At 43.7% G+C, this 25,859-nt stretch carries 23 protein-coding genes; 12 read left to right on the top strand and 11 right to left on the bottom strand.

Going from position 1 to position 25,859, the window contains the following annotated elements; all coding sequences use genetic code 11:
* Window positions 1-214: 214 nt before the first annotated feature.
* The 7 genes from FSB76_RS11705 to FSB76_RS11735 all read left to right on the top strand — a co-directional run bounded on the left by FSB76_RS11705 (window position 215) and on the right by FSB76_RS11735 (window position 6,573).
* Entirely contained in the window at window positions 215-964 is a 750-nt protein-coding gene (locus FSB76_RS11705; protein WP_147053751.1) for a carboxypeptidase-like regulatory domain-containing protein, read from the top strand.
* A gap of 157 nt (window positions 965-1,121) precedes the next feature.
* Window positions 1,122-2,021: a helix-turn-helix domain-containing protein gene (locus FSB76_RS11710; RefSeq protein ID WP_147053752.1), complete on the top strand. Its 900-nt coding sequence runs from the start codon at window positions 1,122-1,124 to the stop codon at window positions 2,019-2,021.
* Window positions 2,022-2,103: 82 nt separating this feature from the next.
* Complete coding sequence (locus FSB76_RS11715) at window positions 2,104-2,937, top strand: SDR family NAD(P)-dependent oxidoreductase (protein WP_147053753.1); 834 nt, start codon at window positions 2,104-2,106, stop codon at window positions 2,935-2,937.
* A gap of 29 nt (window positions 2,938-2,966) precedes the next feature.
* Entirely contained in the window at window positions 2,967-3,698 is a 732-nt protein-coding gene (locus tag FSB76_RS11720; RefSeq protein ID WP_147053754.1) for an SDR family oxidoreductase, read from the top strand.
* Between the two features lie 69 nt (window positions 3,699-3,767).
* Window positions 3,768-4,607 carry an SDR family oxidoreductase gene (locus tag FSB76_RS11725; protein ID WP_147053755.1) on the top strand — a complete coding sequence of 280 codons (840 nt, stop codon included), beginning with the start codon at window positions 3,768-3,770 and terminating at the stop codon, window positions 4,605-4,607.
* Window positions 4,574-4,852: an Atu4866 domain-containing protein gene (locus FSB76_RS11730; RefSeq protein ID WP_147053756.1), complete on the top strand. Its 279-nt coding sequence runs from the start codon at window positions 4,574-4,576 to the stop codon at window positions 4,850-4,852. The genes FSB76_RS11725 and FSB76_RS11730 overlap by 34 nt, the downstream gene beginning before the upstream one ends.
* A 95-nt stretch (window positions 4,853-4,947) precedes the next feature.
* Window positions 4,948-6,573: an NADP-dependent glyceraldehyde-3-phosphate dehydrogenase gene (locus tag FSB76_RS11735; protein WP_147053757.1), complete on the top strand. Its 1,626-nt coding sequence runs from the start codon at window positions 4,948-4,950 to the stop codon at window positions 6,571-6,573.
* Between the two features lie 94 nt (window positions 6,574-6,667).
* Here the strand turns inward: FSB76_RS11735 and FSB76_RS11740 are convergent, their stop codons facing one another.
* The 3 genes from FSB76_RS11740 to FSB76_RS11750 form a co-directional block, all read right to left on the bottom strand.
* Entirely contained in the window at window positions 6,668-7,309 is a 642-nt protein-coding gene (locus FSB76_RS11740; protein WP_147053758.1) for a DUF2306 domain-containing protein, read from the bottom strand.
* A complete protein-coding gene (locus FSB76_RS11745) occupies window positions 7,306-9,213 on the bottom strand; it encodes a WG repeat-containing protein (protein WP_147053759.1) in 1,908 nt (635 codons plus the stop codon). Before FSB76_RS11745 ends, FSB76_RS11740 begins: the two co-directional genes overlap by 4 nt.
* Before the next feature lie 86 nt (window positions 9,214-9,299).
* Window positions 9,300-11,231 carry a YARHG domain-containing protein gene (locus FSB76_RS11750; RefSeq protein WP_158642884.1) on the bottom strand — a complete coding sequence of 644 codons (1,932 nt, stop codon included), beginning with the start codon at window positions 11,229-11,231 and terminating at the stop codon, window positions 9,300-9,302.
* A gap of 215 nt (window positions 11,232-11,446) precedes the next feature.
* Here FSB76_RS11750 and FSB76_RS32100 point away from each other — a divergent pair, with 215 nt between their 5' ends.
* The 3 genes from FSB76_RS32100 to FSB76_RS11760 all read left to right on the top strand — a co-directional run bounded on the left by FSB76_RS32100 (window position 11,447) and on the right by FSB76_RS11760 (window position 13,146).
* A complete protein-coding gene (locus FSB76_RS32100; RefSeq protein ID WP_158642885.1) occupies window positions 11,447-11,599 on the top strand; it encodes a hypothetical protein in 153 nt (50 codons plus the stop codon).
* A gap of 226 nt (window positions 11,600-11,825) precedes the next feature.
* Complete coding sequence (locus tag FSB76_RS11755) at window positions 11,826-12,371, top strand: peroxiredoxin (protein WP_147053761.1); 546 nt, start codon at window positions 11,826-11,828, stop codon at window positions 12,369-12,371.
* Between the two features lie 190 nt (window positions 12,372-12,561).
* Window positions 12,562-13,146 (top strand): carboxymuconolactone decarboxylase family protein, encoded by a 585-nt coding sequence (locus FSB76_RS11760; RefSeq protein ID WP_147053762.1) that lies wholly within the window; start codon window positions 12,562-12,564, stop codon window positions 13,144-13,146.
* Between the two features lie 266 nt (window positions 13,147-13,412).
* On the opposite strand, the gene FSB76_RS11765 is transcribed toward FSB76_RS11760, so the two are convergent.
* The 4 genes from FSB76_RS11765 to FSB76_RS11780 are packed head-to-tail and all read right to left on the bottom strand — an operon-like array spanning window position 13,413 to window position 18,054.
* Window positions 13,413-14,963 carry a DHA2 family efflux MFS transporter permease subunit gene (locus FSB76_RS11765; RefSeq protein WP_147053763.1) on the bottom strand — a complete coding sequence of 517 codons (1,551 nt, stop codon included), beginning with the start codon at window positions 14,961-14,963 and terminating at the stop codon, window positions 13,413-13,415.
* A 1-nt stretch (window position 14,964) separates the two neighbouring features.
* Complete coding sequence (locus FSB76_RS11770; RefSeq protein ID WP_147053764.1) at window positions 14,965-16,029, bottom strand: HlyD family secretion protein; 1,065 nt, start codon at window positions 16,027-16,029, stop codon at window positions 14,965-14,967.
* 20 nt (window positions 16,030-16,049) lie between these two features.
* Complete coding sequence (locus FSB76_RS11775) at window positions 16,050-17,423, bottom strand: TolC family protein (RefSeq protein WP_147053765.1); 1,374 nt, start codon at window positions 17,421-17,423, stop codon at window positions 16,050-16,052.
* A complete protein-coding gene (locus FSB76_RS11780; RefSeq protein WP_147053766.1) occupies window positions 17,407-18,054 on the bottom strand; it encodes a TetR/AcrR family transcriptional regulator in 648 nt (215 codons plus the stop codon). The genes FSB76_RS11775 and FSB76_RS11780 overlap by 17 nt, the downstream gene beginning before the upstream one ends.
* Before the next feature lie 498 nt (window positions 18,055-18,552).
* Between FSB76_RS11780 and FSB76_RS32105 the strand changes: the two genes are divergently transcribed.
* The gene (locus FSB76_RS32105; protein ID WP_158642886.1) at window positions 18,553-18,717 is read left to right on the top strand and encodes a hypothetical protein; all 165 of its coding nucleotides are present in this window, start codon (window positions 18,553-18,555) and stop codon (window positions 18,715-18,717) included.
* A gap of 9 nt (window positions 18,718-18,726) precedes the next feature.
* Here FSB76_RS32105 and FSB76_RS11785 read toward each other — a convergent pair whose 3' ends face one another.
* Window positions 18,727-19,524 carry an NIPSNAP family protein gene (locus FSB76_RS11785; protein ID WP_147053767.1) on the bottom strand — a complete coding sequence of 266 codons (798 nt, stop codon included), beginning with the start codon at window positions 19,522-19,524 and terminating at the stop codon, window positions 18,727-18,729.
* Window positions 19,525-19,710: 186 nt separating this feature from the next.
* Between FSB76_RS11785 and dinB the strand changes: the two genes are divergently transcribed.
* Window positions 19,711-20,832, top strand: coding sequence for a DNA polymerase IV (gene dinB / locus FSB76_RS11790; RefSeq protein WP_147053768.1), 1,122 nt, complete (start codon window positions 19,711-19,713; stop codon window positions 20,830-20,832).
* 47 nt (window positions 20,833-20,879) lie between these two features.
* On the opposite strand, the gene FSB76_RS11795 is transcribed toward dinB, so the two are convergent.
* The 3 genes from FSB76_RS11795 to FSB76_RS11805 all read right to left on the bottom strand — a co-directional run bounded on the left by FSB76_RS11795 (window position 20,880) and on the right by FSB76_RS11805 (window position 25,260).
* Window positions 20,880-21,770 carry a hypothetical protein gene (locus FSB76_RS11795; RefSeq protein ID WP_147053769.1) on the bottom strand — a complete coding sequence of 297 codons (891 nt, stop codon included), beginning with the start codon at window positions 21,768-21,770 and terminating at the stop codon, window positions 20,880-20,882.
* A gap of 54 nt (window positions 21,771-21,824) precedes the next feature.
* On the bottom strand, window positions 21,825-23,048 hold the full coding sequence (locus tag FSB76_RS11800) for a family 16 glycosylhydrolase (protein ID WP_147053770.1): 1,224 nt from the start codon (window positions 23,046-23,048) through the stop codon (window positions 21,825-21,827).
* Between the two features lie 334 nt (window positions 23,049-23,382).
* The gene (locus FSB76_RS11805) at window positions 23,383-25,260 is read right to left on the bottom strand and encodes a glycoside hydrolase family 30 beta sandwich domain-containing protein (RefSeq protein WP_147053771.1); all 1,878 of its coding nucleotides are present in this window, start codon (window positions 25,258-25,260) and stop codon (window positions 23,383-23,385) included.
* Between the last annotated feature and the right edge of the window lie 599 nt (window positions 25,261-25,859).

A 25,859-nucleotide genomic window follows, 5' to 3' on the forward strand; every position in this document is an offset into this window, starting at 1 on the left:
TCCCCATTTGGTTAAAAGATGTTAAACGCCATACACAAAAGCTGCCACCCGGTTATATTTGTAACAGGCTCATTAATAGTTTTAAGCCCGAAGTTTTAAGTCGTAAGCCGGAAGTCCCGGAGAGCTCTAAGCCCAAAGAGTGTGGCTTTTGACTTGAAACTTCCGACTTAAGACTCAGAACCCGCGACTTAAAACTTATTACCAACATCACACCATGCGGCACCTGCTTATCCTATTTTTTATTTGCACCGGCCTTGCAGCTTACGCGCAAAAAATAAACGGCATAGTAACTGATAAGGCCACCGGCCTGCGCATTAGCGGCGCGCTGGTAACCACAACAAACGCCACCGCCATTAGCGATATGGAAGGCGTGTTCAGCATTGGTGTTGCCAGGCAGGGAGATACGTTAATGGTAAAAATACAAGGCTATAAATCGTTTAAGCAGGCCGTTGCCCCTGCAACAACCGGCGATGTGATTGTACAGTTGGAGCAGGCAACCATCCAGCTTAAACAGGTAAACATTAGCGCCCGGCGCGATAGGGTGAAAGATTCTATCAGCAACCGCGTTCAGTTTGCCCGCGATTTTAACAGCCATCGACCAAAGTTTTCGGATATCATCAGGCCGGGCATAACATCGGGCCCTATACCGATGGTTGGCGTTGCCATTGTACCCAGCCAGCTGATTGCCCTGCTTACTTACAAACACAGCAATGCCTACAGGTTTAAGCAGGCACTCATCCGCGATGAAGAGGGCAAATATGTTGACAGCCGTTTTAGCGACGAGCGCGTGGCCCAGCTCACCGGCCTGCAATCCGATTCGTTATACCACTTCATTAACCAGTACCGGCCCGCCGCCGCCCAGGTACGCAAAATGAGCGACTATGATATTTTTACCTACATCAAAAAAAGTGCTGCCAAATTCAGGAAGCCCCACCATGATGATGTAAAAGAAGCAGAGTTTTAATTTTTTGTATAAAAGTGTGTGTTTATTGAGAACCTTTGTCCAAAAAGTGCCAATAAATCACCTAAAAGTGCTAAAAAGTATAGCAAAAATGTCACTATTAAGACAGTAGAGCCCAAAACGCCACTTGACATGCGGTTTGAATTTTGTAACTTTGACTATGACTACCGAAACACTTGAAGACTTTTACAAAAACAAATTCGACTGGCTGCCCAATAACCTGCAGCAAAACATAGGTCATTTTAATGTTTTTAAAATTGAGGATTGTATTGGCCCCAACGCCAAACCGGTTACCTATAGTCGCCGCAGCTTTTATAAAATAAGCCTGATGCGGGGCGAAAACATCATCCATTATGCCGATAAAAGCATCACGCTGTCAGGCACTTCGCTCATGTTTTTTAGCCCGCTTGTACCCTATACCTTTGAGCACATGAGCGACGACCGTACGGGCTTTTTCTGCATTTTTACCGAAGAGTTTTTTGTGGAGCGGTTCCGCAACGGATTGAGCGAGCTGCCCATGTTCGGCCTTAACGCCAAACCGGTATACCAGCTTGACCGTGCACAGGATGAATACGTTACCGGCTTATTCCGCAAAATGATGGACGAAATTGGTTCTGAATACGCTTTCAAATACGAACTGATCCGCAATTATGTTACCGAATTGTGTTACTATGCATTAAAGACCCAACCATCTGAGAATGTGTATAAACACGCCGATGCCAAATCGCGCATAACATCGGTATTTACCGAGCTGCTGGAGAGGCAGTTCCCGATAGAAACGCCGTCGCAACGCTTTGCCCTGCGGTCGGCCAATGATTTTGCGCAACGGCTATCGGTACACGTAAACCACCTTAACCGTGCCATACGCGAAACCACCGGCAAAACCACCACCGACCACATCGCCGACCGCCTGCTGAGCGAAGCCAAATCCCTCCTGCGCCACACCAATTGGAATATCTCCGAAATAGGCTACTGCCTGGGATTTGAGGAACCAACGCATTTCAACAACTTTTTTAAAAAACAAACCCAGGTTACGCCCTCCCGGTTCAGAAATGTTTGAATTTCGTAATAATTGGTTTGAATAGCGTAATTACTCCCTTTTGTTGTCATATTACCTTTGTTTTATCAAAAACAAACACACTATGGACAACAAAAAAGTATGGTTTATCACTGGGGCCTCCAAAGGTTTTGGGCTTAGTTTAGTAAAACAATTACTGGATGCTGGCCAGCTTGTTGCTGCCACTTCCAGGAACCGGCAGGAGCTTCTAGCCGCAGTTGGTTCAAACAGTTCTGATTTTTTACCTCTCCAGGTCGATCTGGTTAACGAGAGCAGCGTATCCCTGGCACTACAGCATACTCATGAAACATTTGGCCGGATAGATGTAGTTATCAACAACGCCGGCTATGGCATTGGCGGTGCTATTGAGGAACTTACGGATGCCGAAACCCGCACAGCCTTTGATGTAAATGTATTTGCTACCCTAAATGTAATCAGGCTGGTGATGCCTTACCTGCGTAAGCAGCGTTCGGGGCATATAATTAATATCGCGTCAATAGCGGGCATTACAGGCGGCGCCGGCTGGGCGGTATATGCTGCAGCCAAATCGGCAGTAATTGGCCTGTCGGAAGTATTGGCTCTGGATGTTAAATCACTGGGTATTAAAGTTACCGTAGTAGCTCCGGGCGCTTTCAGGACCAGCTTCCTTACAGCCGATTCATTAACAGTTACCCAAAATCCCATTGCCGAATATGAAGATGTGAGGCTTTCGCACTGCAAATACCTGAGCATGAATGGCCAGCAGGCCGGCGACCCTGAAAAGGCCGCTGCAAGTATCATCAACGTGGTTTATGAAGAAAACCCGCCGCTCCGTTTGCTATTAGGTGGCGATGCTTATAACCGGGCCCTAACAAAACTGGACGGCTTGTATAAAGAAATCCACGAATGGGAAAACACTACCTGCGCCACTGATTTTTAAACATTTACAGCTACCTAAAAACAATAACGATGGAAAACATTAAAAACAAAGTTATAGTAATAACCGGCGCCAGCAGCGGAATTGGTGCTGTTGCTGCCCAAAAGCTGGCCGCCCTTGGCGCCAAAGTGGTTTTGGCCGCCCGCCGCGAAGACCAGCTAAAAGCCATAGTTACCGAAATAGGCGACAATGCCATCTATGTACCAACCGATGTAAGCAAACGCACCGATCTGGATAACCTTATCCGGCAGGCCATCAACAAGTTTGGCCATGTAGATGTTTTATGGAACAATGCCGGCATTATGCCACTATCCTTTTTTGAAGAAGGTTTGGCAGATGAGTGGGACCGGATGATCGATATCAATATTAAAGGTGTTTTATATGGCATTAATGCTGTACTGCCACATATGCTGCAGCGCGGGCAAGGCCATATCCTGGCAACCTCATCTGTGGCAGGTATCAAAACATCTGCAGGTATGGGCGTATACTCCGGAACCAAGTTCGCGGTAAAGGCAATTATGGAGGCCCTGCGTGAGGAGGTGACGCAAACCATCAAGGTAACCACTATTTTCCCGGGCGCAACACAATCCGAACTTGGGCATGATATCACCAGCCCGAAGATAAGGGCTTTATATGGCGACCTTAAAAACATGCCTAAAATGGACGAAGACGCCATAGCCGACGCGGTTATCTATGCCATCAGCCAGCCCGGCAATGTATCTGTTAACGAATTGGTGATCAGGCCCCTTGGGCAAACACGATAATTAACATAAATAATTAACCGGTGAAATCATTTAACAATCAGTGAAATCGCCAATAAATCAAAAGAAATCATGAGCAATCAAAATATATGGTTTGTAACCGGCGCCTCGAAAGGGCTGGGGCTTACCCTTGTAAAAAAACTATTAAACCAGGGCTATAAAGTAGCAGCAACATCAAGAAACATCAGCGACCTGGAAAGTGCCGTAGGCGTAACCAGCGATGCATTTTTACCACTCGCCGTTAACATCAAAAGCGAGGAGAGCGTACAGCAAGCTATCGAAAAAACGATCAGTACTTTTGGTAAAATAGATGTAGTAGTTAACAACGCCGGCTACGGTATGCTTGGCGGCCTGGAAGAAACAACCGACCAGGAGGCCCGCGACAACTTTGATGTAAATGTATTTGGATCGTTAAACGTCATTCGCAAAGCGTTGCCTTACCTGCGCGCGCAACAGTCGGGTCATATTATCAATATTTCTTCAATAGGCGGCTTTGTTGGCGGTTACCCGGGATTCGGCATTTATTGCGCCACCAAATTTGCGGTTAACGGTTTTTCTGAAGCCCTGGATGCCGAAGTAAAACCATTTGGCATCAAAGTGACTGTTGTTGAACCGGGCTATTTCCGCACCAACTTCCTTTCTGAGGGATCATTAATTACGCCTAAAAACCCGATTGATGCCTATCAGAATGTACGCGATTCGCAAAATCTGCATCAAAACCAGATGGATCAGCAACAAGCAGGCGACCCTGAAAAAGCGGCTGCCGCAATGATTAAAATTGCAAACCAACCCGACGCCCCACTCAATTTATTTTTAGGTGCCGATGCCTATCAGCTGGCCCACCAAAAAATAGCATCGGTACAAAACGATTTGGAAACATGGAAAGAATTAACAAACTCAACTGGTTTTTAACAACAAAAAATAACGAGCATATAGGCGTTTGGGTAACCAAAGACGGTTATATACGTCATGAATTTTTACCAAACGGCCGTTATGATGAAACACGCGGCGATATAAAAAGCGCCTATACCGGTTATTATAACAGGTTAGGCAACCACGTTGAATACCTGGACGATACCGGCTTTGTAGCCGAAGGCGATTTTAAAGACGGCGTTTTTTACCACGCAGGTATGGTATTATATAAAGAGAGTGCCTGAATTGCAAATTTCGTAATTCTGTTTTAAGGCCATAAAAAGCTTGCTTATAAAAGCAGGCTTTTTTTACCTTTATAAAAATCTAATACCTATAAAATATGAGTTTTAAAGATCAGATAACTTCGATATTTGTGCCCGAAAGCCAGATTGGCTTTGGGTTTCAGACCGAAGAAGTACACCAGCGTGAATACCTGAGCGCTGGCGAAATGAAACCATGGGATGGCGAGGTAAACGAAGTATACTCGCCGATTGGCTTTTTTGATGCCGACGGAAATTTTACCCGCAAGCTAATTGGAACCTACCCCGTTTGCACCGAAAAGGAAGCATTTGAATCATTAGATGCAGCTATTGCAGCGTATGATAATGGCCGCGGCGAGTGGCCTACCATGAGCATTGCCGACCGCATTAAATGCATGGAGCGCTTTATATACAAGATGAGCGAGCAACGCAGCCTGGTGGTAAAATTGCTGATGTGGGAGATAGGCAAATCCTACGGCGATTCGGCCAAAGAGTTTGACCGCACCATCGAGTACATTAATGCAACCATCGATGCCCTTAAAGATATCGACCGGCAGTCTTCCCGTTTCGAAATGGCCGAGGGATTAGTTGCCCAGGTTCGCCGCTCGCCGTTGGGGGTGGTGTTGTGTATGGGGCCGTTCAATTACCCTTTGAATGAAACTTTCACCACATTAATCCCGGCCCTTATTATGGGCAATACCATACTTTTTAAACCACCTAAGCACGGTACGCTATTACATTACCCATTATTGCGCGCTTTCCAGGAATCGTTCCCTAAAGGGGTAGTGAATACCATTTATGGTCGTGGCTCTGTGGTAACACCCGGATTGATGGCCTCCGGTAAAGTAAATGTGCTGGCCTTTATTGGCTCAAGCAAGGTGGCCAATGATTTAAAAAAGCGTCACCCCAAAATAAACCGCTTGCGCGCGGTATTAAGTTTAGATGCCAAAAACGCCGCTATCGTAACCAAAAATGCCGACCTCCCTTTAGCCGTAAGCGAGTGCATTTTGGGCGCATTATCGTTCAATGGCCAGCGGTGTACCGCCATAAAAATGATATTTGTTCAAAAAGATGTAGCCGATGAGTTTTTAAAACTATTGAGCGAAGCAGTTGCCAAACTGCCGTTTGGCTTACCGTGGGATAAAGATGTAAAACTTACTCCCTTGCCCGAACCACACAAGCCTGCTTACCTTACCGATATTGTTGAAGACGCTATTGCCAACGGTGCAAAAGTAATTAACGAAAACGGCGGCGAAACGGTGGCATCTTTCTTTTACCCGGCCATTGTGTACCCGGTTAACGAAAAAATGAAGCTATACCGCGAGGAGCAATTTGGCCCCGTGATCCCGGTTGTACCATTCGAGTCGATAGAAGAGCCTATTGAATACCAGATAGATTCGCCGCATGGCATGCAGGTGAGTATATTTAGTAACGATGCCAAAGAGATCTCCTCGCTGATAGATCCGTTTGTGAACCTGGTGAGCCGGGTAAATATCAATAGCCAGTGCCAGCGCGGGCCGGATGTATTCCCTTTCACCGGTCGTAAGGACAGCGCCGAGGGCACCCTTTCGGTACATGACGCATTAAGGGCCTTCTCCATCCGTTCGCTGGTGGCCACCAAAATGAACGATGTGAACAAGCAAATCATCAATGACATTGTGAACGACAACGAATCTAATTTCCTGAGCACGAAGTTTATATTGTAGCGGCGAGGCCCCCCAGCCCCCTGAAGGGGGAGCTTTTTGATTAAAATACAGGCCTGGCGTTTTGCGCCAGGCCTGTATTTTTTTTGCTTGTCCGCTATAGTTCCCCCTTCAGGGGGTTAGGGGGCTTCGCCTCTTTTATATTGATTATTTCCACCAACACCAAATTTGGCACCCAGCTTAAAAAAGCGATGATAATATAATTATTATCAAAGTTTACACCGTTGCCAAAAACGTGGAAAAGCAGGATATAAAAGCGCAAGGTTACCGCCCCAAAAGCAAGGCCGTAACTGCGGCGCATCATTTTAACATGATCGTTGATGTTGCCTTTTTTGATAAGGGTAAACGCCAATACGGTTGATAACACCCAAAGCGTATTTTGTAGCAGGAACGATATAAAAACGCCCATGCCCCGGCCAACAAACAGCGTCATCACGTATGCTCCCGGCGCGGCTATAAACAATACCCCACAGATATATATTTTTCCCAGCGCCTTGTGCAGCCTGCGGTTGCTGTATACCGTTTTTGAAAACTGGAAAAAGCCTACCAGCAATATAATACTGCTGGCAAAAATATGGCAATAAAATGCCGGCATATACCAGCCTGTTTTAATTGCCGCTTGCTTAAATCCTAAAAAGAAAGCGTGGTTATGCGCAAAACTTTCATAAAAGGTACCCAGGCTTAAAATGGCTATCCATACAAAAGCAAAGTATCGCAATAGCCTCGCGGTAATACTCATCTGGCAGCCTGAATTTTTGGTTGCATTGCCTTTAGTTTTGCGTTGATAAAGTTGATGTTGTATTTATCAATAACAGTTAACGAATCTTTAACGTCCTCGTTTTGGGGCATATCTACAGCTTCGTTATCAAACCGCTGTTTAAAAATAGCATTCCATTTTTCGTCCTTGAAGCGATAATGATACGATGCGTAGATCTCGTTTTTCATGTATTCCAATATTTCGGCTGTTGCCACCGCTTCAACCCGTATATTTTTAGGTCGATCTGAGTTTTCAGCCGTGGTATAGCAGCCCTGCAAATAACTATCGTCCAACTTATTGAATTTTGTTGGAAATATTCTTGATGTTTTTAATACGGTGACATTGTCGCCCTTGATCTGGATAAAATGATAATATGGCGCTTCGAGCAAATTAAGGCCTTTTTCTGTCAGAGGAAAGGCAAATTCTGAAGTGATCTTGTATTGAAATAAGGAATCACTGAGCGCCAATAAGTCACTCTCGTTACACCGGCTAACAGCAAGTCCGTTATAGTATCCATCGCCCATAGAAGCTGGCACTTCAAAGCTGAGGGTTTTGTTTTTCCTTTTATCTGCCAAAACAACGGTTTTGCTACTATACAGGCTCGACCGTCCTCCAAGGTATTGCTTCCCGATGGTATAAATCATGCGTTCGTACCACGAATTAGCCTGTTCTTTTTTAGGGCGGTCAAACTTAACTAATGTTGGCTCAAATAGGTTTACACTCGTCATACTTGTAACCTTTCTTAAAGGGTTTACAAACATTGTGAAATCGGGGATAATTTTCCAATCAGCCAGGTACGACGGTGCAATATAGATGGCGTTATCCATTTTACGGGAGTTTTCCTCCATTATATCTGGCTGGCTTTTTGCCGAAAATGTAAACGACTGGCCATAAGCCTTAATCAGGGCAAGGTGTTCGGCAATATTGAAATTGGTTAATTGGGGCGAAATGATAAAATTCCTTTTCAGGTAATAATAGTTAGTTCCCTTTTTTAGCAACGCAACATTCGCGTTCTCTTTTAAAGGGTATATTTCATCATAATCGGCAGGCACAACCATTTTTCCATTTAAATTATACAGCCCTTTTTTGGTATTCTTCTCCACTTCTATCAACCCGCTTACCGTGCCGCCAACGCTACGGATCAAATCGTACGAAACGGGGATAATTTCTTTCATATCAGGATTAACCAGGCCCATTTGAAAGTTTGCAATTGCCCTATCCCGGGCTTTGCTATCATATAAATTGTCAGGAACGGTTCCCCTATATACGTAGTAATAGGTCTGATCATTAATATGATCAAACCATAAAACGCCGTCGTAATTCTTTTTTAATTTATCAGCATTTTTAAAAGCGGCCAATGTAATGGGTTTATAAAGGTACTTTTCAGGGATAGATTTACTGCTTACTATCTTCCAGAAGTTGTTATATGCCTCGTTAAAGTTTCTAAGGTCGACGCTATCTATCTTATACTGGTTATTATTGCTTTTTTCAATAGTGAACAGTACTGGCGATATTTGAGTTTTGACACCGGGAGTGCTAAAACGGGCAATAACCATAGCCGTGGCCAGTTGGTGGTTTACAAATTCAACATGGGCATTCCGGGTATCAAAATTAATGTCAAATGCCAGCATTGTTTTACCCAATGAACCACGATAATTCCCCATTACCTGCCCCAATATCTCCATTCCGGCACCTGCTATATCCCGCTTAAAAAACGATTCTGCAGAGTCTATATTCCCTGCTTTAATTTGAACATTAAATGCATTAAGGAATTTGATTATAGCAGCCTTATCCGGTTTTCCCGATATTTTATCGCGCGTAAACGAAAAACAAATAGTAAGCACAGCCAATGAAGCTATAGCAGTAAGGATAGGTTTTCTTTTCATACAGCAACGTATTTAACTTAAAACATTCAGCAAAACATTTTATTATCAGTCGCTTAAAAATAAACAATCATCCTTCTATCTTAAAACTATCTTGCAGCCAGGCTATTAGGGATTTTTACGTTTAAGGGTTTCCCATTTAGCTTACTGTTAATAAAGGCAATATTGTATTTATCGATAACGGTTAACGAATCGTCAACATTCGCGTTTTTTGTGGTATCGGATGAGTTAAAGCGGTACTCGAAAACATCACTCCATTCTTTTGTTTTAAATCGGTATTTATACGAAGCGTAGATTTCATTTTTCATATATTGAAGCATTTCCTTAGTCAAATGATCTACCGTTTTAGTTTTTCTGTCCGGGTACACTCCAAAACCCAAAGTGTAACAACCCTGCAAATATGAATCATCAAGTTTTACATATTGTGTAGGGAATACCCTTTTTGATTCCAACGCTACAAATTTGCCATCCTTTACTTGCAGGTAATGATACAATCGGCCCTCGTCAATACTGCCGGCTTCACCTTGTAATCTCACCCCAATATCAGATGTTGTTTTAAACTCAAACAGCGAATCGTTAAGTGCTTTAATCGAGTATTCGCGGCAATCACCGGTCAGGTTGCCTGAACTTTCTTCTTCGCCTAAAGTTAAATCTGCGTTAAAACCCAATATCTGGTTGCGCTTTTTATCAACTACAAGTACATTTTTACTTTGGTAAAGCCCTCCGCGACCGCCTAAGTAATCATTGGCAATAGTATAATAAACGCTTTCGAACCAATTATCAGCACTTTCTTCTTTACCTGCACCATCAAATGAAACGGCTATCGACCCACTGCCATCCTGCATTTCCTCAGAATCGGTTCCAGATAATTTTCGTAACGGGTTAGGAAAATCTATAAACCGGGGCAACAGCTGCAGGTTGGCAAGATACGATGGCGATATAATGATCGAGGTTGACCAATCCCGCGAATTGTACTCCATAATATTTTTTGAGCTTTTTTCTGATAATTCATAAGATTCGCCAAAAGTTTTAATTTGAGTTATCGCGTCGGCAATCTTAAAATCCGTTAGCTTATCAGATATCGTAGTATCCCCCTTCAGATAAAAGAAGTCTCTGCCGTTTTTCAATATTGCTAAATTCTCACCGGCTTTTAACGGATAAATATCGTCGTAATCAGCATCAGCAATCAATTTACCACCGATGTTATAAAGACCTTTTTTACCAGCTTTTTCAACTTCAATTAAACCATCTACAGTGCCACCAATATTGTGTATCAAATCATATTCAACCGGGATTATCTCCTTAAGGTCCGGATTTACAAGTCCCATTTTAAACTCATCATGCTTTGTTTTATATGGATTAGGGTTATAGAAATCAAGCGAAAATTTGCCCTTTACTACGTAATAGAATGTTTTTTGATTTACATGATCAAACCATACAACGCTATCATAACGTGTTTTAAGCTGATCTGCCGTTTTAAACGCGGCCAGGGTAATTGCGTTATAAATATCCTTTTCGGGGGTAATTTTAATATAGATTTTATTTTGAAAAGCCATATAGTCCTTCACAAATCCCTTGGCATCCACCTGGGTAATTTTATACTGCCCGCCCGGCAGTTTATGAATGGTAAATAAAATGGTCGACCGATTTTCAGATACGTCGTCGTGATTAAAACGGGTGACAACAATCGCTGTTGCGTATTCCTGGTTAATGATATTTACAACTGCATCCTCGGTATTCATGCTCGTTTTAAACAGTGGCTTGTCCTTGCCGCCGGTATTGGTTTTATTAGTAAGCACGTTCAGCAATACCTTAACAGCTTTGCTCTTTTGCTGATCTTCAAAAAAAGTTTTGGCCGAATCAATATTACCAGCCTGTATGTGTTTATTAAAAGCGTTTAAAAACTGTATAATCTCGCTTTTGCCCGGCTTATTTTGACTCCTGTATTTAAAGAATGCAAAACAACTTGCTGCAACCACCAAGACAATGGTAATTATTATGAGGATAGGTTTAGTTTTCATGATACTAAGATAGGTTTTGTTAATCAACGTGAAAAATATCGCCAAAGTATATTGTGTTGGGTTTGTTAATAAAGGGGTTCGTTGCCGTAGGTGAAGAAATAAACGTCGGGGTGGTGCTCCTCTGGAGCACAAAATAGCTATTTCTTTATTTCTACAAAGCTTGCACCCCTCTGGGGTGGCTCTTACCTTGAGTAGTTTCCAAAACATTCGTTGGCATGAATCTAAGTGATAACCTATTTCATGCGGTGGTACAGTATACCCAGGATATCAAAAACTCGTCGGAACGGAAATCAAAAAATCAGATAAATCTGTTTAATCCGGGTTCAGACAAACGCGTTAGATTGGCGCGGATACCGGCCCGCGGCTAATGCCTTGTGCAGTATGAGCAAAAAGCCCGGCCACAGGTAACGCCCTGATAAAATTGACAGCGCAGACGGTCAATTCCGCAACTATTGCTATTGAAATTAATATACATAGACAAAACAAATTCCTTAAAAACTAACTATCAATAAAATCTATATGGTATAGATTTTTAGAATGAAACGCTGACTTTTAAATCAGTATATTTGCATAAATAATAATAAAAAGACGCTTATGTTAACGATAGGACAAAAATTCCCCCAATTTTCTAAAACTGCCGTAGTTAGCCTTGAAAAAGGAAAAGAGTTTGAAACACTTACTTCTGAGTATTTGGTGAATGATGATAACGTTTGGACAGTAATGTTCTGGTGGCCAAAAGATTTCACTTTTGTGTGCCCAACTGAAATTGCTGAGTTCAACAAAAACTATGGCGAGTTCCGCGACCGCGAAACCCGTTTAATTGGTGCTTCTACCGATTCGGAATTTGTACACGCTGCCTGGAGACGCGATCATGACGACCTGCGCGATTTGAAATTCCCGATGCTTGCCGATACTTCAAAATCATTAGCCGAAGATTTGGGCATATTGGAGCCAACTGAAAAAATTGCTTACCGCGCTACTTTCATTGTTGACCCTACCGGCATTATCCGTTGGGTTTCTGTTAACGATTTAAGCGTAGGCCGTAACGTTAAAGAAGTTTTACGTGTACTTGATGGTTTACAAACCGACGAACTTTGCCCATGTAACTGGGAAAAAGGCCAGGAAACACTAACTGTTTAATTCCCCCTACTACATACGTCCCCGTACAGTTAATTTATTGTGCGGGGATTTTTTATAAACGCAAAAGAGCCCCACCCAACCCTCCCCGGAAGGGAGGGCTTTTAAAAAAATAAAAGTAAAGTCTCCCCTACCGGGGGAGATTTAGAGGGGGCTTACCTTGTTTAAAGTTTTAAGCATAAAAACAAATACCATGAATGAAAGTACCGAAGTGATCCAGGAAATACTGCAAAGTATTGGATTAGATAAAGATTACCGTACCACCAGCCTTACCCTGTTAGAAAAAGGCGAGTCGCGCTATTTACGCGATTTGAAGCTGAATTTTACCAGCACGCTTACGTCGGCCCATTTAACGGCCAAAGAATGCGCCTTATTAGGTTTAAGCATAGCGGTTAATAACAACAATACGCCGCTTACCAGCTACTTTACCAAATACGCCGAAGAGCAGGAAGCAACCGCCGCCGAAATTGGCGAAGCAGTAGGCTGCGCGTCGTTGCTGGCCTCAAACAATGTATTTTACAGGTTCAGGCATTTTACACAGAAAGAGAAATACACCCAGATTCCGGCCCGCATCCGCATGCAGCTGATGATGAAGCCTGTTACCGGGAAAGAGTTTTTTGAGTTGATGAGCCTGGCCGTTTCGGCTGTAAATGGCTGCGAAATGTGTGTAAACGCCCACGAAGATTCGCTGATAAAATTAGCTACAACCGAGGAGCGTATTTTTGATGCCGTACGTATTGCCTCGTTAGTTACAGCTACCGGCAAGGTTATTTTTTAACTATCAACAATATTTTAGCATAAAAAAAGCATGAGACTTAATAATTTCATGCTTTTTTCATAAATAACTGTTTATTACTTAATAAAATTTGCGTTTGTTAATTAAAAACTTCTAAATTTATGCCTAAGATTAAACAAACCTCGATTACACTTATTTTATTGAAAAATCAATTGTATCTCGGGGAGAGTTATTAAATTTTAATTGTTAATTTTTTTTGGGGAAAGCCGTTCCAGGTAATAGTGGAACGGCTTTTATCGTTATAAATATTAATGCGCGTCTACCGGCATTTTTGCATTTGATTTCCTGAATGGCTGCAGGTATAGCAAAGGGATAGAAAATAACATCACCAGGCCCGATATCCAGTAAGCATCATCATAAGTTAATAACAACACCTGCTTGGTTAAAGCCCCCTCTATGGCGCCATATGCCATGCGGGTAGCATCAATTACCGAGTGCCCTTTGGCCATAAAGTTGTGCAATGCAGCATTAAACCGTTCAATAAATGCAGGGTTGGTTGCCGTAATATTTGTTAACAGGTTACTACGGTGCACGCCCTGGCGTACGTGGATAATGGTAGTGAGTGTAGCAATACCAAAAGAGCCACCCAGTTGGCGCATCATGTTATTTAAGCCTGTTCCCTGCCCTACCTCGGGCCCTTTCAAGTCGGCAATAGCCAGGGTGGTTAGGGGCACAAATAACAAGGCCATACCTACACCCCGGATCATTAATGGCAAAAAGAAATTAGATGGCCCCATGGCCATGGTGGAGTTACTGAGCATTGTGGTAAATACAAAGAACAGGAACATACCCGCGGTAGCCATAAACTGTGCCGGAATACCCTTATTAAGCATTTTACCAATAAAAGGCATCATTACAATGGTACATAACCCACCGGGGAAAAGGATCTCGCCCGTTTGCTGTGCTGTAAAACCTAACAAGTTTTGGCAAAACACCGGGAACACAAACACCGATCCATATAACCCAAAGCCAAGCACAAATGATGTAAACATCCCCACGGCAAAGCTTCGGTGCCTTAATATCGCAAAATTTACTATCGGGTAGTCAATACTCATCTCGCGCCATATAAACAGGATCAATCCTAATATTGCGGTGATAGTTAATACGGTGATGTAAGGTGTTGCAAACCAATCTTCCGATTCGCCTTTCTCCAAAATGGTTTGCAAACTGCCTACAGCTATAGCCAGTAAACCAATGCCCCACCAGTCAACGGGTTTACCTTTTTCGTCTTTAGGCGTTTCGCGTACAAAGGTGTAGGCAAAAAACGCAGCAAGGGCGCCAACCGGAATGTTTACATAAAATATCCATCTCCAAGAAGAGTGATCGGTAATATAACCACCAATGGTAGGCCCTACAGTTGGCCCTACTACCGCACCCAAACCAAATAATGCTGTAGCGGTACCTATTTGCTCACGTGGCCATGTTTCAATTAATATGGCCTGCGATGTTGATATTAACCCGCCACCCGCAATACCTTGTAGTATCCGGAACATAACCAGTTCATTAAGGTTTGTAGCATTACCGCATAAAAACGAGGCAACTGTAAACACTATAATAGAGGTTATGAAATAATTCTTTCGCCCGAACCTGCTTCCCAGCCATCCCGACATAGGGAGCACAATTACGTTTGCTACAGCGTAACCGGTAACCACCCAGGCAATATCTTCAAGGGTAGCACCAAGGTTACCCTGTATATCGGGCAGGGATACGTTCACAATCGTGGTATCAATAAGCTCCAGCAATGAAGCTATGATAACCGTGATAGTGATGATCCATTTTTTAAAGCCTGTTTCAGCCATTTTATTCTCCTTTAATTACAGAAACTTTTACGCTCATACCTGGGCGCAATTTGTCAAGTACGTCTTTTGAGGCGCTTAGTTTTATTTTAACAGGTACGCGCTGCACTACTTTTACAAAGTTACCGGTAGCATTATCTGGCGGCAATAATGAAAATTTGGCGCCGGTTGCCGGGCTAAAGTTGTAAACTGTACCTTCTACTTTCATATCAGGATAGGCATCAACCTCAACATCAACCTTCTGGCCGTTTTTCATATCGTTCAGCTGGGTTTCTTTAAAGTTGGCGGTTATAAATAAACTGTTATCGTTTACAATGCTAAACAAGGTTTGCCCTGCCTGTACCAACTGGCCCAACTGTACGCTTTTTTTGGCGGCCAAACCGCTTGATGGCGCCTTGATAGTGGTATAGCTCAACTGCAGTTTTGCATAGTCAATATCAACCTGTTTCTGGGTTACACCGGTGTTGGTAACTTTTAACTGGCTGCGGGTAGTACCAATTTGCTCAACTGCTGCTTTATATTGGTCTTGTGAGGCCCTTAAGTTTGCTTTAGCCACATCCAAATCGGCTTTGGCCTGGTCAAATTGTTGCTGCGTTACCGATCCGTCTTTTACCAGGTTTGCGTAACGGGCGTAATCTTTCTGCACTTTATCTAAACGGGCAGCATTTGATTCAACCTGCGCCCTTGCGCTTGATGAGTTTGCCTGTGTAGCATAAATCTGCGATTGATTTACATTGATACCTGCGCTTGCACCAACCTGTGCTGCCTGTGCCTGCTCTAATTTTACCTTGTAATCGCGGTCGTCAATTTTAACTAAAGTTTGGCCAGCAGTTACGTGGCTGTTTTCTTCAAAATAAATAGAGTCAACATATCCGCCTACGCGGGCAACTACGGGGCTTATATCGCCATCAATCTGCGCATCATCTGTATCGATGTGCTTGCCGTAGTATAAATATTCTTTGATACCGAAAATGATGCCACCAACAAGCAATACGCCTAATATGATAGGGATAACTTTATTTGGTTTCTTTTTTGGTTCCTGTTCCTGTGTTTCTTGTGCCTTTGCCATTTTATTATCTGGTTTAAGTATTATTTGTTGTTGATTTTTCCTGTTGATTTTAGTAAAGTATAGTAAGCCAGGCCTGCATCGGCTTTAGCTAACTCCAGGTTTATTTGTGCCTGGTAAAGCAATGTTTCGGCATCGGCCCTATCGGTTGCTGATGCTATATTGCTTTTGTATTTTGATTCGAGGATCTTATTATTTTCGCCCGCTTGCTCAATTGAGGTTTGTAAAAGCTTAATCTTATCCAAAGCCATTGTCCAGTTCTGGTAGTTTTGGTTTACTTCGTTTTTAATGCGGTCAACCGTAATGCTTTTGTTTATAGTTACCTGCTCTCGCTGAATTTTAGCTTCGGTAACCTTGTTTTTATTTGTCCATAGGTTGCCAAAGTTCCAGGAAAGGGTTAAGCCAACTGATATCGGGGTAATAAACTGCCCGCTTTTAGGAATCGGGTTTGAGTTTACATCTACATAATAGGCGCTTCCTGATGCCGCCAATGTAGGCAAGGTGTTAGCCTGTATGTTTTTGATGCTGGTTTCGGCAACTTTGCCCCGTAAATCTGCCTGCTGCAATTCAACACGGCTTGCGTAAGCGGAATCAAGGTAATTGCTTAAAGGGGCAACGGGCCTGTCAACCTCGGTTATCTGGTCTATATTAAGCTGGGTACCTTCGGGTAAGCCCAACAAAACATTCAGGCTGTAGTTTATGATACGGCGGTTAGTTTCCAGGTCGATGCCATTCAGCTCGACATTGGAGCGTTGCAACTGAAACCGCAATACATCATTTTTGGTTACCAAACCCTGGTCAAAAAACCTTTGCGATTGTTTGATTTGTCCATCAATGGTTGCTAAATTTTGCGCTACTACTTTTTTGCTTTGCAATACCTTGTACAGGTTGTAATAGGAGTTAATGATATCGTAAGTAATCTGGTCTTTATCATTAACCACGTCCAATCGGGCAACCTGGCTAAGCAAATCTGTCGATTCGCGGGCATATTTGTATTTACCACCCGCGTAAAGCACTTCGCTTAAGGATAGTATGCCTAAGTAAGCGTCGGCCCTGTCGGGCAGGTTAAAGCTGCTTTGGCCAAGCGAAAGTTTATTGGCAGGTATTTCGGCGTGGTTGTATCCGTAGCTTACTTTACCGGTAGGCAAAGCCTGGTCTTTAGCCTGGTTGTATTGCGATACCGCCTGGTCAATTTTAGCCTGCGATAATTTTAACACCTTGCTGTTATCAAGGCCCAGCTTAATGGCCTCATCTAAAGTGATTGTACGGTCCTGGGCCGTTGCCGTTCCTGCAAACAGCAAACCTGATACCGCCAGGGCGGTGCCATACCTCCAAAACGCGCTAACTGTGTGTTTCAACAGTTTAAGGTGGTCGGTTTTATTATTTTGAGTTGTCATGTTCATTTACTAAATAAGCTTTTAAAAGTCTTTTCATGTATGTTTTAATCCTTGGCTTCAGTTCTTCTTCCATAAATTTTTCGTCACGGATATCGTGGCCTATAATTAATGATGATAACTGCGGCATATTGATTACATAATTTTTGGTGCCGAATATGGTTGCAATAACCATCGGGATATCAATGTCTTTATAGAAGGAGCCATTGTTAAGCCCCTCTTCAATTATTTTCCTGATCTCCACAACGTTTACCATCAGTATTTCAATTATCTTATCGGTAAGCCCCCAGCGCTTGTTCATCGATATTTCGCGGCTGATGAGTTTTTGAAAGCAGTTATTTACAATAATGCGCTCTACGTAGTTATCAATACATTTATCAAGCTTACACCAGGCAGTCATGCTGTCGTCATTACCAATATTTTGAAGCAGTGTACGGAATGACGAGATCTTACGCTCAAAGATTGCCAGGAAAAGGCCTTCTTTTGAACCGAAGTAATAATTGAGCATAGCCATATTAACACCGGCTTCGCCCGAAATTGTCCGGGTAGAAGCCCCATCAAATCCATAGTCGGCAAACACGCGTTCGGCGACGTCAAGGATGTGGTCTTTTTTGTCTATTTTATCTTTGTCCATTGTTTTAACGGCACAAAATTAATCAAACGATTGATTAATCAAAGAGGTTCAGGGCCAAATCATTAATCGATTGATTAATGATTACTATCGAATGACAAAATTGTTTTTAAAGCGGTTAAAAATTTTGAGCGTGGTAGATATATATTTAAACTGCTATGTTTTTTTAAAACAGAAGATACCCGATTTTCCGGGCTGCCTTTTCTGAGCTTTGGCGCAAAAAAACTTCATTTTATTTTTGTGTAAATAAATATACCATTTGTATCAATAAATATCGCATTTGTTACCGAAAAGTGTGAATTAATTACCTTTTTGTAAGCATTTATGCATGAATTAAAGGCCGTTTTGAAATACAAAAGGAAGCTGGTAAATTTGTACTATATACCAATACAAAAAACAGTTTTTATATTGTTTTTCACAGCATTACATTTACGGAATTCGTTTTAATTTATTGAAGTATTGCCTGTGAATTTTTACCGCCCATGCTATAAAATAACTGTTGTGAACTGTTTAAATAAACTGAATTTTGAATGGACTCCATCGGCCTATAATGCAATGGGTGCAGGCAATACCAGGCTGGTTAAAACCAGCACCGGACAAGGCCCCCAATTAATAAAGCCGCTGGTAAGGCATACTTATTCAAAAAAGAAAATCAGCGGCAGATAACCTATCGCCTTATATCTGCGAATAAGTAGTTGGCGTTAACATAGTTGATGTTATTTTGCTTACCAGCAGGGCATCTGCATATTCGGGTACGCTGCTTATCTTTTTCCATTGAGGGTCGCTGCCGAAGGCTTTCCAATGGGCATCTTTAGCGGCCAGGTCATCAAAGGTAATCATGTACGTAAGGTTGGGCCTCAAGGGACCAATTATAGTTTCGCCCCAAAAAACGGGGTTGAAACCAAGGCGTTTAAAAATATCTATTTCGCCTTGGTCAGTAAACATTTCTATCTTCTTTTTACCCGCGGCTTCGCTGGCGCTCTGGTACTGGCGTAGTTCAAAAATACGCGGCTTCCGTTCGGGCGCAGCAGTTAGTACTGTATGCGGAAATGCTTTTAAAAGGGAACTTTCTATCCGTTCATAAGCCGGCGCGGTGGCAGGCGCATTAAGGTAAGCGGCAGCTTTGGCTATATAGTCTTTATCATCGCTAATCAGTTTTTGAACCCTGTCAATTTGAGAAGTGGAGACATAAGGAATAAGCACGAACACTTTAGTTTGCCCCTGGGGCTTTACTTCTGTAAACACACCTGCACGCTTTATGGTGTGACGATTTAACGCTGGTATTAATGCATTTTGCAAATAATCTTCCACCAAACTTTGCTGACTTGCATCTTTTAAACTATAAACCCGGAGTTCATAATATTCTTCTATTGGTACTTCGGTATGCATGGTATCAGCGTTACTTACAGCGGGTAAAACGGTTGCGGTTACAGCACCCATGAGGGTTGATTTTACAAAAGAGCGTCTTTTCATAAAGGTATAATTGAAAGTTTAAATATAGTATTATTCCTCGTTCTTAACCGTTAAAAACTATCTGTGTTATAAACGTGGAGCCGTCGGCCTGCCGCCAACTGCAGGCAGCAACAAGACCAGTAAAAACTACTATTTGCTATATTTACATTTGGAATACCTCTGTATAACCGCCCACGAAAATTATCCATGCAAGATCAACCCACACAAATCATCCGCAAAATTATCCATATTGATATGGATGCATTTTACGCGTCGGTTGAGCAGCGGGATTTCCCGGAATATCGCGGTAAGCCACTGGTAGTTGGCGGATTACCCCAGGGCAGGGGCGGTGTGGTGGCTACTGCAAGTTACGAGGCGCGTAAGTTTGGGGTACGTTCGGCAATGTCATCAAAAAGGGCTTTACAGCTTTGCCCGGATGCCTTGTTTGTACGGCCACGGTTTGCTGCATATAAAGAGGTATCGCAACATATCAGGGAGATTTTCAGCCGGTATACCGATCTGATTGAGCCCCTGTCGTTAGACGAGGCCTACCTTGACGTTACCAACGATAAACTCAACATCGGCTCGGCAATTGATATAGCCAAACAGATAAAACAAGCAATAAAGGATGAACTTAACCTTACGGCATCAGCCGGCGTATCCATCAATAAATTTGTTGCCAAAATTGCATCAGACCTCAATAAGCCCGATGGATTGAAGTTTATCGGCCCTTCAAGCATAGAGAACTTTATGGAGCAATTGCCCGTCGAAAAGTTTTTTGGTGTAGGCAAAGTCACTGCGCAAAAAATGAAGCAGATGGGCCTGCATACCGGAGCCGACCTTAAAAAACTAACCGAGGAAGAAATGATACGGCATTTTGGCAAGCCGGGCCGCTTTTACTACCAGATAGTGCGCGGTATTGATAACCGCGAAGTACAACCCCACCGCGAAACCAAATCGTTAGGAGCCGAAGATACTTTTGCTTATGACCTTACCACCCTGCCCGAAATGGAAGCCGAACTGGAAAAAATTGCACAGGTGGTACATGACCGCCTGCTGAAATACGAACTGAAAGGCCGCACGCTCACCCTCAAAGTAAAATACAGCGATTTTAAACAGATTACCCGAAACCAATCATTCACCACGGCTTTTAATGATTTGGAGACGATATGCAATACAGCAAAACAATTGATGGCAGCCATCAATCCAGACGACAATACCCGCATCCGGCTACTGGGGATTTCGCTGTCAAATTTTGGTGAGATGGTGGCGAAACAAAGAGAAGAAAAAGAGGCCGGGCCAGGCGATCAGCTTGCACTGCAGCTGTAAGTTTTACCCTGCCTGCGCTACACTGCCTGCATACCGTTGATACACCTTTACCACCCCAAATTCACACCGCCGGATACCCCGAAACCAATCCGGGACACACCATTCAATTGCGTTTTGTCAATTTGGCCGTTATTGAGGTAAAGCTGGTCGGTGCCATTGCCGGTTTGCCAGGTAAAACAGCCGCCGCCAATTTGGATGGCAAAGTGATTTGTAATATCATAACTCAACTTGCCGCCCGCTTCAATACCGTAACCATTGGCATGATGGCGATAACTCACCGGGTGCTGAAAACTGGTGATTAAATTCCAGTTGCCGTTACCGTTGTAACTTACCTGGTGGTAGGTAACATCAGCCTTGAATTTTAAATGGGGGGCTATCATCACCGACGACACAACTTTTAAAAACCCGCCCTTCCATTTGGGGGCGTAGGAACTATTTAAACCCGGAAACATACCGCCACGGTCAAGCAGGTGAAGAAATTCTGTGCTCTCGCCGTAACCAATATAAGGTATCAGGCTAAAACGATGGTTATTAAAAATAACGTACCCCACACCAAGGTTCCATAAACTGGTGTTGCCTTTATTGGCGTTGAAGGTTTCATTATAGGTATTGTTGTTGCGGTTATCGGCGCCGTAGTCACTGTCGTTTACCGTGCCTGAGGATATGAAGTGCCGCGAGTAATCGCCATAAGCAACAAAGCGTTTCCAAAAGTTGTAGCTGATAAATGCGGCTGCATTTTGGCCGCCAACCTTCATCCATTTAAGTTCCGAAAGCACATTGGGGTTTTGGCCGCTGATGTTGCCCGATATCGACCATCTGAAGTTTTCCTGCTGGTAACCTATTCCGGCATCAACCTGTAGCTTTTTTTCAAGCTGCTGCGCATGAACCAGGCAGGCGGTTATAATCAGTATAAAATAAAAGCTTGCAAACTTTTTCATCAGGTAAAAATTAGCCTGCCCATACGGATAAGGGCAGGCCAATATAAATGTTAACTATTGATTTATGCCAAATGCCTCCCAGCCCGATGCGGTTGTACGGGTACAGGTCATGGCTTGTGTGCCATTTTCGCTCGATATAAATTTGCCGTTATTGCCTCTCAGGGTAACCTTTCCATCCGAAGTTGGTACCCAGTCGAATTTTTCCCAATCGCCGATGGTGGTGCGGTTACAGGTAATGGCTTGTGTGCCGTTTTCGCTCGATACATATTTGCCCATGCTTTGCAGGGCCACTTTGCCGCCACCTGCATCTACAACGGTAAAAGTTTCCCAGGCCTGGGCGGTTGCGCGGTTGCACCACATGGCTTGTGTACCATTCTCGCCGCTTACATACTGGTTGTTAAAGCCTTTTAATGTAATGTTCGATCCAATTGGCGGCGATGTGCTGCTGCCCGAAAGGTTGTATACCCGCACATAATCAACCACCATATTACAAGGCAAAGCGCCATCGTTAATAGTGTTGCCGGGCAGGTCGCCGCCTATGGCCAGGTTAAGAATAATGAAGAACGGATTATGAAAAGCGCCGGTATTGTTAATATTGCCTGCTATATTACCGGTAACATACAGTGTATTATCTACATACCATTTGATAGAATTGGTATCCCACTCTACCGCGTAAGTATGGAAACCTGTAGGCGTTGTGGTAGTACTGCCGCCATATTGCGAGTGGCCGTTAACATACCAGTGCATGGTACCCAATATGGTATTGGAAGTATTCACTTGTTCCATAATGTCAATTTCGCCGCATTGGGGCCATCCTACGGTGCCTATATTGGCGCCCAGCATCCAGAATGCCGGCCAGGTACCCTGCACTGCAGGTAACTTAATGCTGGCTTCAATACGGCCGTAAGTTGGCTGGAATTTACCGGCGGTGGTCAGCTTAGCCGAGGTATAGGGCTGGCCGCCCACGGTTTCTTTACGGGCGGTGATAGTTAAATAACCGCCTGATACTGTGGCATTTGCCGACTGATAATACTCTTTCTCGTTATTAACATTGGGGTTACCATTGTCAATATTCCAGTTGGCGGTGTTAACGCTGGTGCCGTTAAATTCATCGCTCCATACAAGCGTTGCCGCCCTCGGTGTGGTAGTTTGGTTGGCTTCGGCAGCGGCGATGGTAGCAGGTGTCTGCCTGTTGGCATCTTTTTTACAGGAAATGGCTAAAGCAGCCAGGGCTACTATTGCGAAAGCGCCCTTTTTTAAGTTTAGAATTGATTTCATAAGATTGGTATTTGTGTTATAATTGATTGCGTGTTGTTGAGAAATAACTTGAGATATTAACCCTGTCATGCTGAGGTACGAAGCATCTATTCGCGAACTTTTCTACCGGTTGCACAGTTAGCAGATACTTCGTACCTACCCATGACATATCCAATTTTCCTGTCATTCTGAGGTACGAAGAATCTATTCTACGCCTTGCATGGCCACCGGAAAAGTTCGCGAATAGATCCTTCGTACCTCAGGATGACAGTCTTTTATTTTGTATGTCGTCCCCTTTAGAATTTCGCGAAATTTTACCACTCGGGGCGACAATCACTTTTTTTAACGATTTGACTTACTGGTTCACCCCAAAAGCTTCCCAGCCGGATATGGTTGTACGGTTACAGGTCATGGCTTGCGTGCCGTTTTCGCTGGATACATACTTGCTGTTGTTGCCCCGCAGCGATATTTTGCCATCGGCGTTAACTACCCAGTCAAATTTTTCCCAATCGCCAATGGTGGTTCGGTTACAGGTGATGGCTTGCGTACCGTTTTCTGACGACACGTATTTTCCCATGCCCTGCAAGGCTATTTTACCCGCACCGGCGTCAACCACGGTAAATTGCTCCCATGCCGATGCGGTTGGGCGGTTACAGTTCATGGCGGCTGTGCCGTTCTCGCTGCTTACATACTGGTTGTTAATGCCTTTCAGCGTAATAACCGAGCCTATCGGGGCACCGGATGATGACCCGCTTGATTGGGTACCATTCCATTTAAAAGTGGCCACTGCGCCTGCAGCCAATGAGTAGGTAAATGACTCGGCGCCCCATTTCACCTTAAAGCTTATTGCAGATGAGCCTGTATTAAGCGCGATAAGTACCTTGCTCCCGTCGGAGTTTTTAAAGGCCACATCCTGGATACTGCCCGATACATTTGATGAAATGCGAACTGCTCCGGGCCTTACAAAACGTGCCGCGTGGCCTATGATGTAATAACCCACGTTGCGGGTTATTGATGTTCCGCTTACTGTAATGGCGCCCAGGCAGGTGCTGCAGCCACCGGCTGTGTGCGGGTTATAATTAACATCGGCTGCCAGGTTCCATTCCAAAACGTTGCGGCTCCAGTTGCGGGTAGCGCCAATAACCAGGTTATTAACGTGCCATGACAGGTCGCCACCAAAATTGCTTGGCGCACCAACCCATTGCTCGGTGAAGTACACATTTTTGTTAGGGTATGCATTATGCACATCGGTTAAAGAAGCAATTGACCCCGCATATAAGTGAAACGCTGATCCATCAACATAAGGGTTTGCGCCGCCATCGGCCAAAACAGCCTCCGGATAGTCAATCCTATCGGTATTATGGTCGTAAGCGATGATCTTGGTAGCAAAACCGGCCGCCCTGATCTGCGGGCCAAGATTGTTTTTGATAAAAGCAGCTTCCTCGCTGGCCTGCATCACCATGCTTGGGTTATTGTATGGGTTAAGCGGTTCGTTTTGCGGGGTAATGGCATCAATAGTAATACCCTGTGCCTGCATGGCCTGCAGGTATTTTACAAAATAACGGGCATAAGCATCATAATACGCTGTGTTTAAGCTTCCGCCGGTGTAGCCGTTGTTGCCGGTAGTGTTAACCTTCATCCAGGTTGGGGCCGTCCAGGGGGTGGCTATAATTTTGATGGATGGATTGATGGCGATGATCTTTTTCAGGATCGGCAGCATATCGGTATTTTCCTGGCTGATGCTGAAACTGTTCATGTTTACATCGCCTGCCACCTGGTCGTAAGTAAAATCGCTCGAGCTAAGGTCAGATGCACCAATGCTGATACGTAAATAACTGATGCCTATCTGGCCGTTTGCCGTACCAAAAAGCTCGCTTAATACGGCAGCCTGGTTGCCGCCCAGCCCGTTCAATAAACTGGCACTGCCGCCGGTTAGGGTAAAACCAAAGCCATCTATACCCTGATAGGTGGTATTTTCGTCGACAGTTACGGTGGTGGCGTTGGTGCCTGCATCGGCAGCAAAATTGAAGCTGGCCTGTGCCTGTAACAGTTTTGATTGATCGGCCGTGGTTACCCAGGCGTTTACAACTTCGTTGGCTGCCCGGGCTACCGTGCTGCTGGTTTGTTGAGCTTTGGCTTCGCCGGTATTGGCATCCTTTTTACAGGAAAACAGCAAGGTCGCGGGTATCAGGGTGAGGGCTGCAAGCCGCTTTAAATAGTAGTTAATGTTCATAAAATTTATTATTTGGTTTAATTGATTGCACAAAAAATCCAGGGCAAAAGGCCTGTTACGCATTGCTAAATCGCTTTACCAACTTAACTAATGTTTAAAACACCCTCAATTGAACGCAGGCAAAACAGCATCGTTCAAAATAGTTTTTCAGGAATACAGGCTTATGTATGGCTTATTATTACAAATCAAAAATAGGCTATTTAAAATGTAATAAACAAATAAAATTTACATAAATAACTGATATATAGTACATTATGAAATTTTGATACGGTTGTATCACATGAGCAATAAATTAAAAATATAGGTTTAAGCGCCGGGTTAAAGGATTTTCAAAACATAAAAAATAATTATGATACGCTTGCGTCACAGTTAATTTTAACAGAGATATTTTTATAACCTAAGGGGGTAAATTGAGTAATTAGATGTAAGGGGGAGGGATAAATCCGGGGGCAAAGAGGGACGACTGCCGCGAGATTTTACGAACTGCCGCGAGGTTCCAACTCGCTGCTAAACATGGTTTCAGCTTTCAACTGAACTGAAGCCAAAGGCTTCAATCAGTTTTACCCACGAGTTACGCTGCGCTAACCTCTCGGGAGATA

It is taken from the genome of Mucilaginibacter ginsenosidivorax (assembly GCF_007971525.1).
GTDB classification, from domain to species: Bacteria; Bacteroidota; Bacteroidia; order Sphingobacteriales; family Sphingobacteriaceae; genus Mucilaginibacter; species Mucilaginibacter ginsenosidivorax.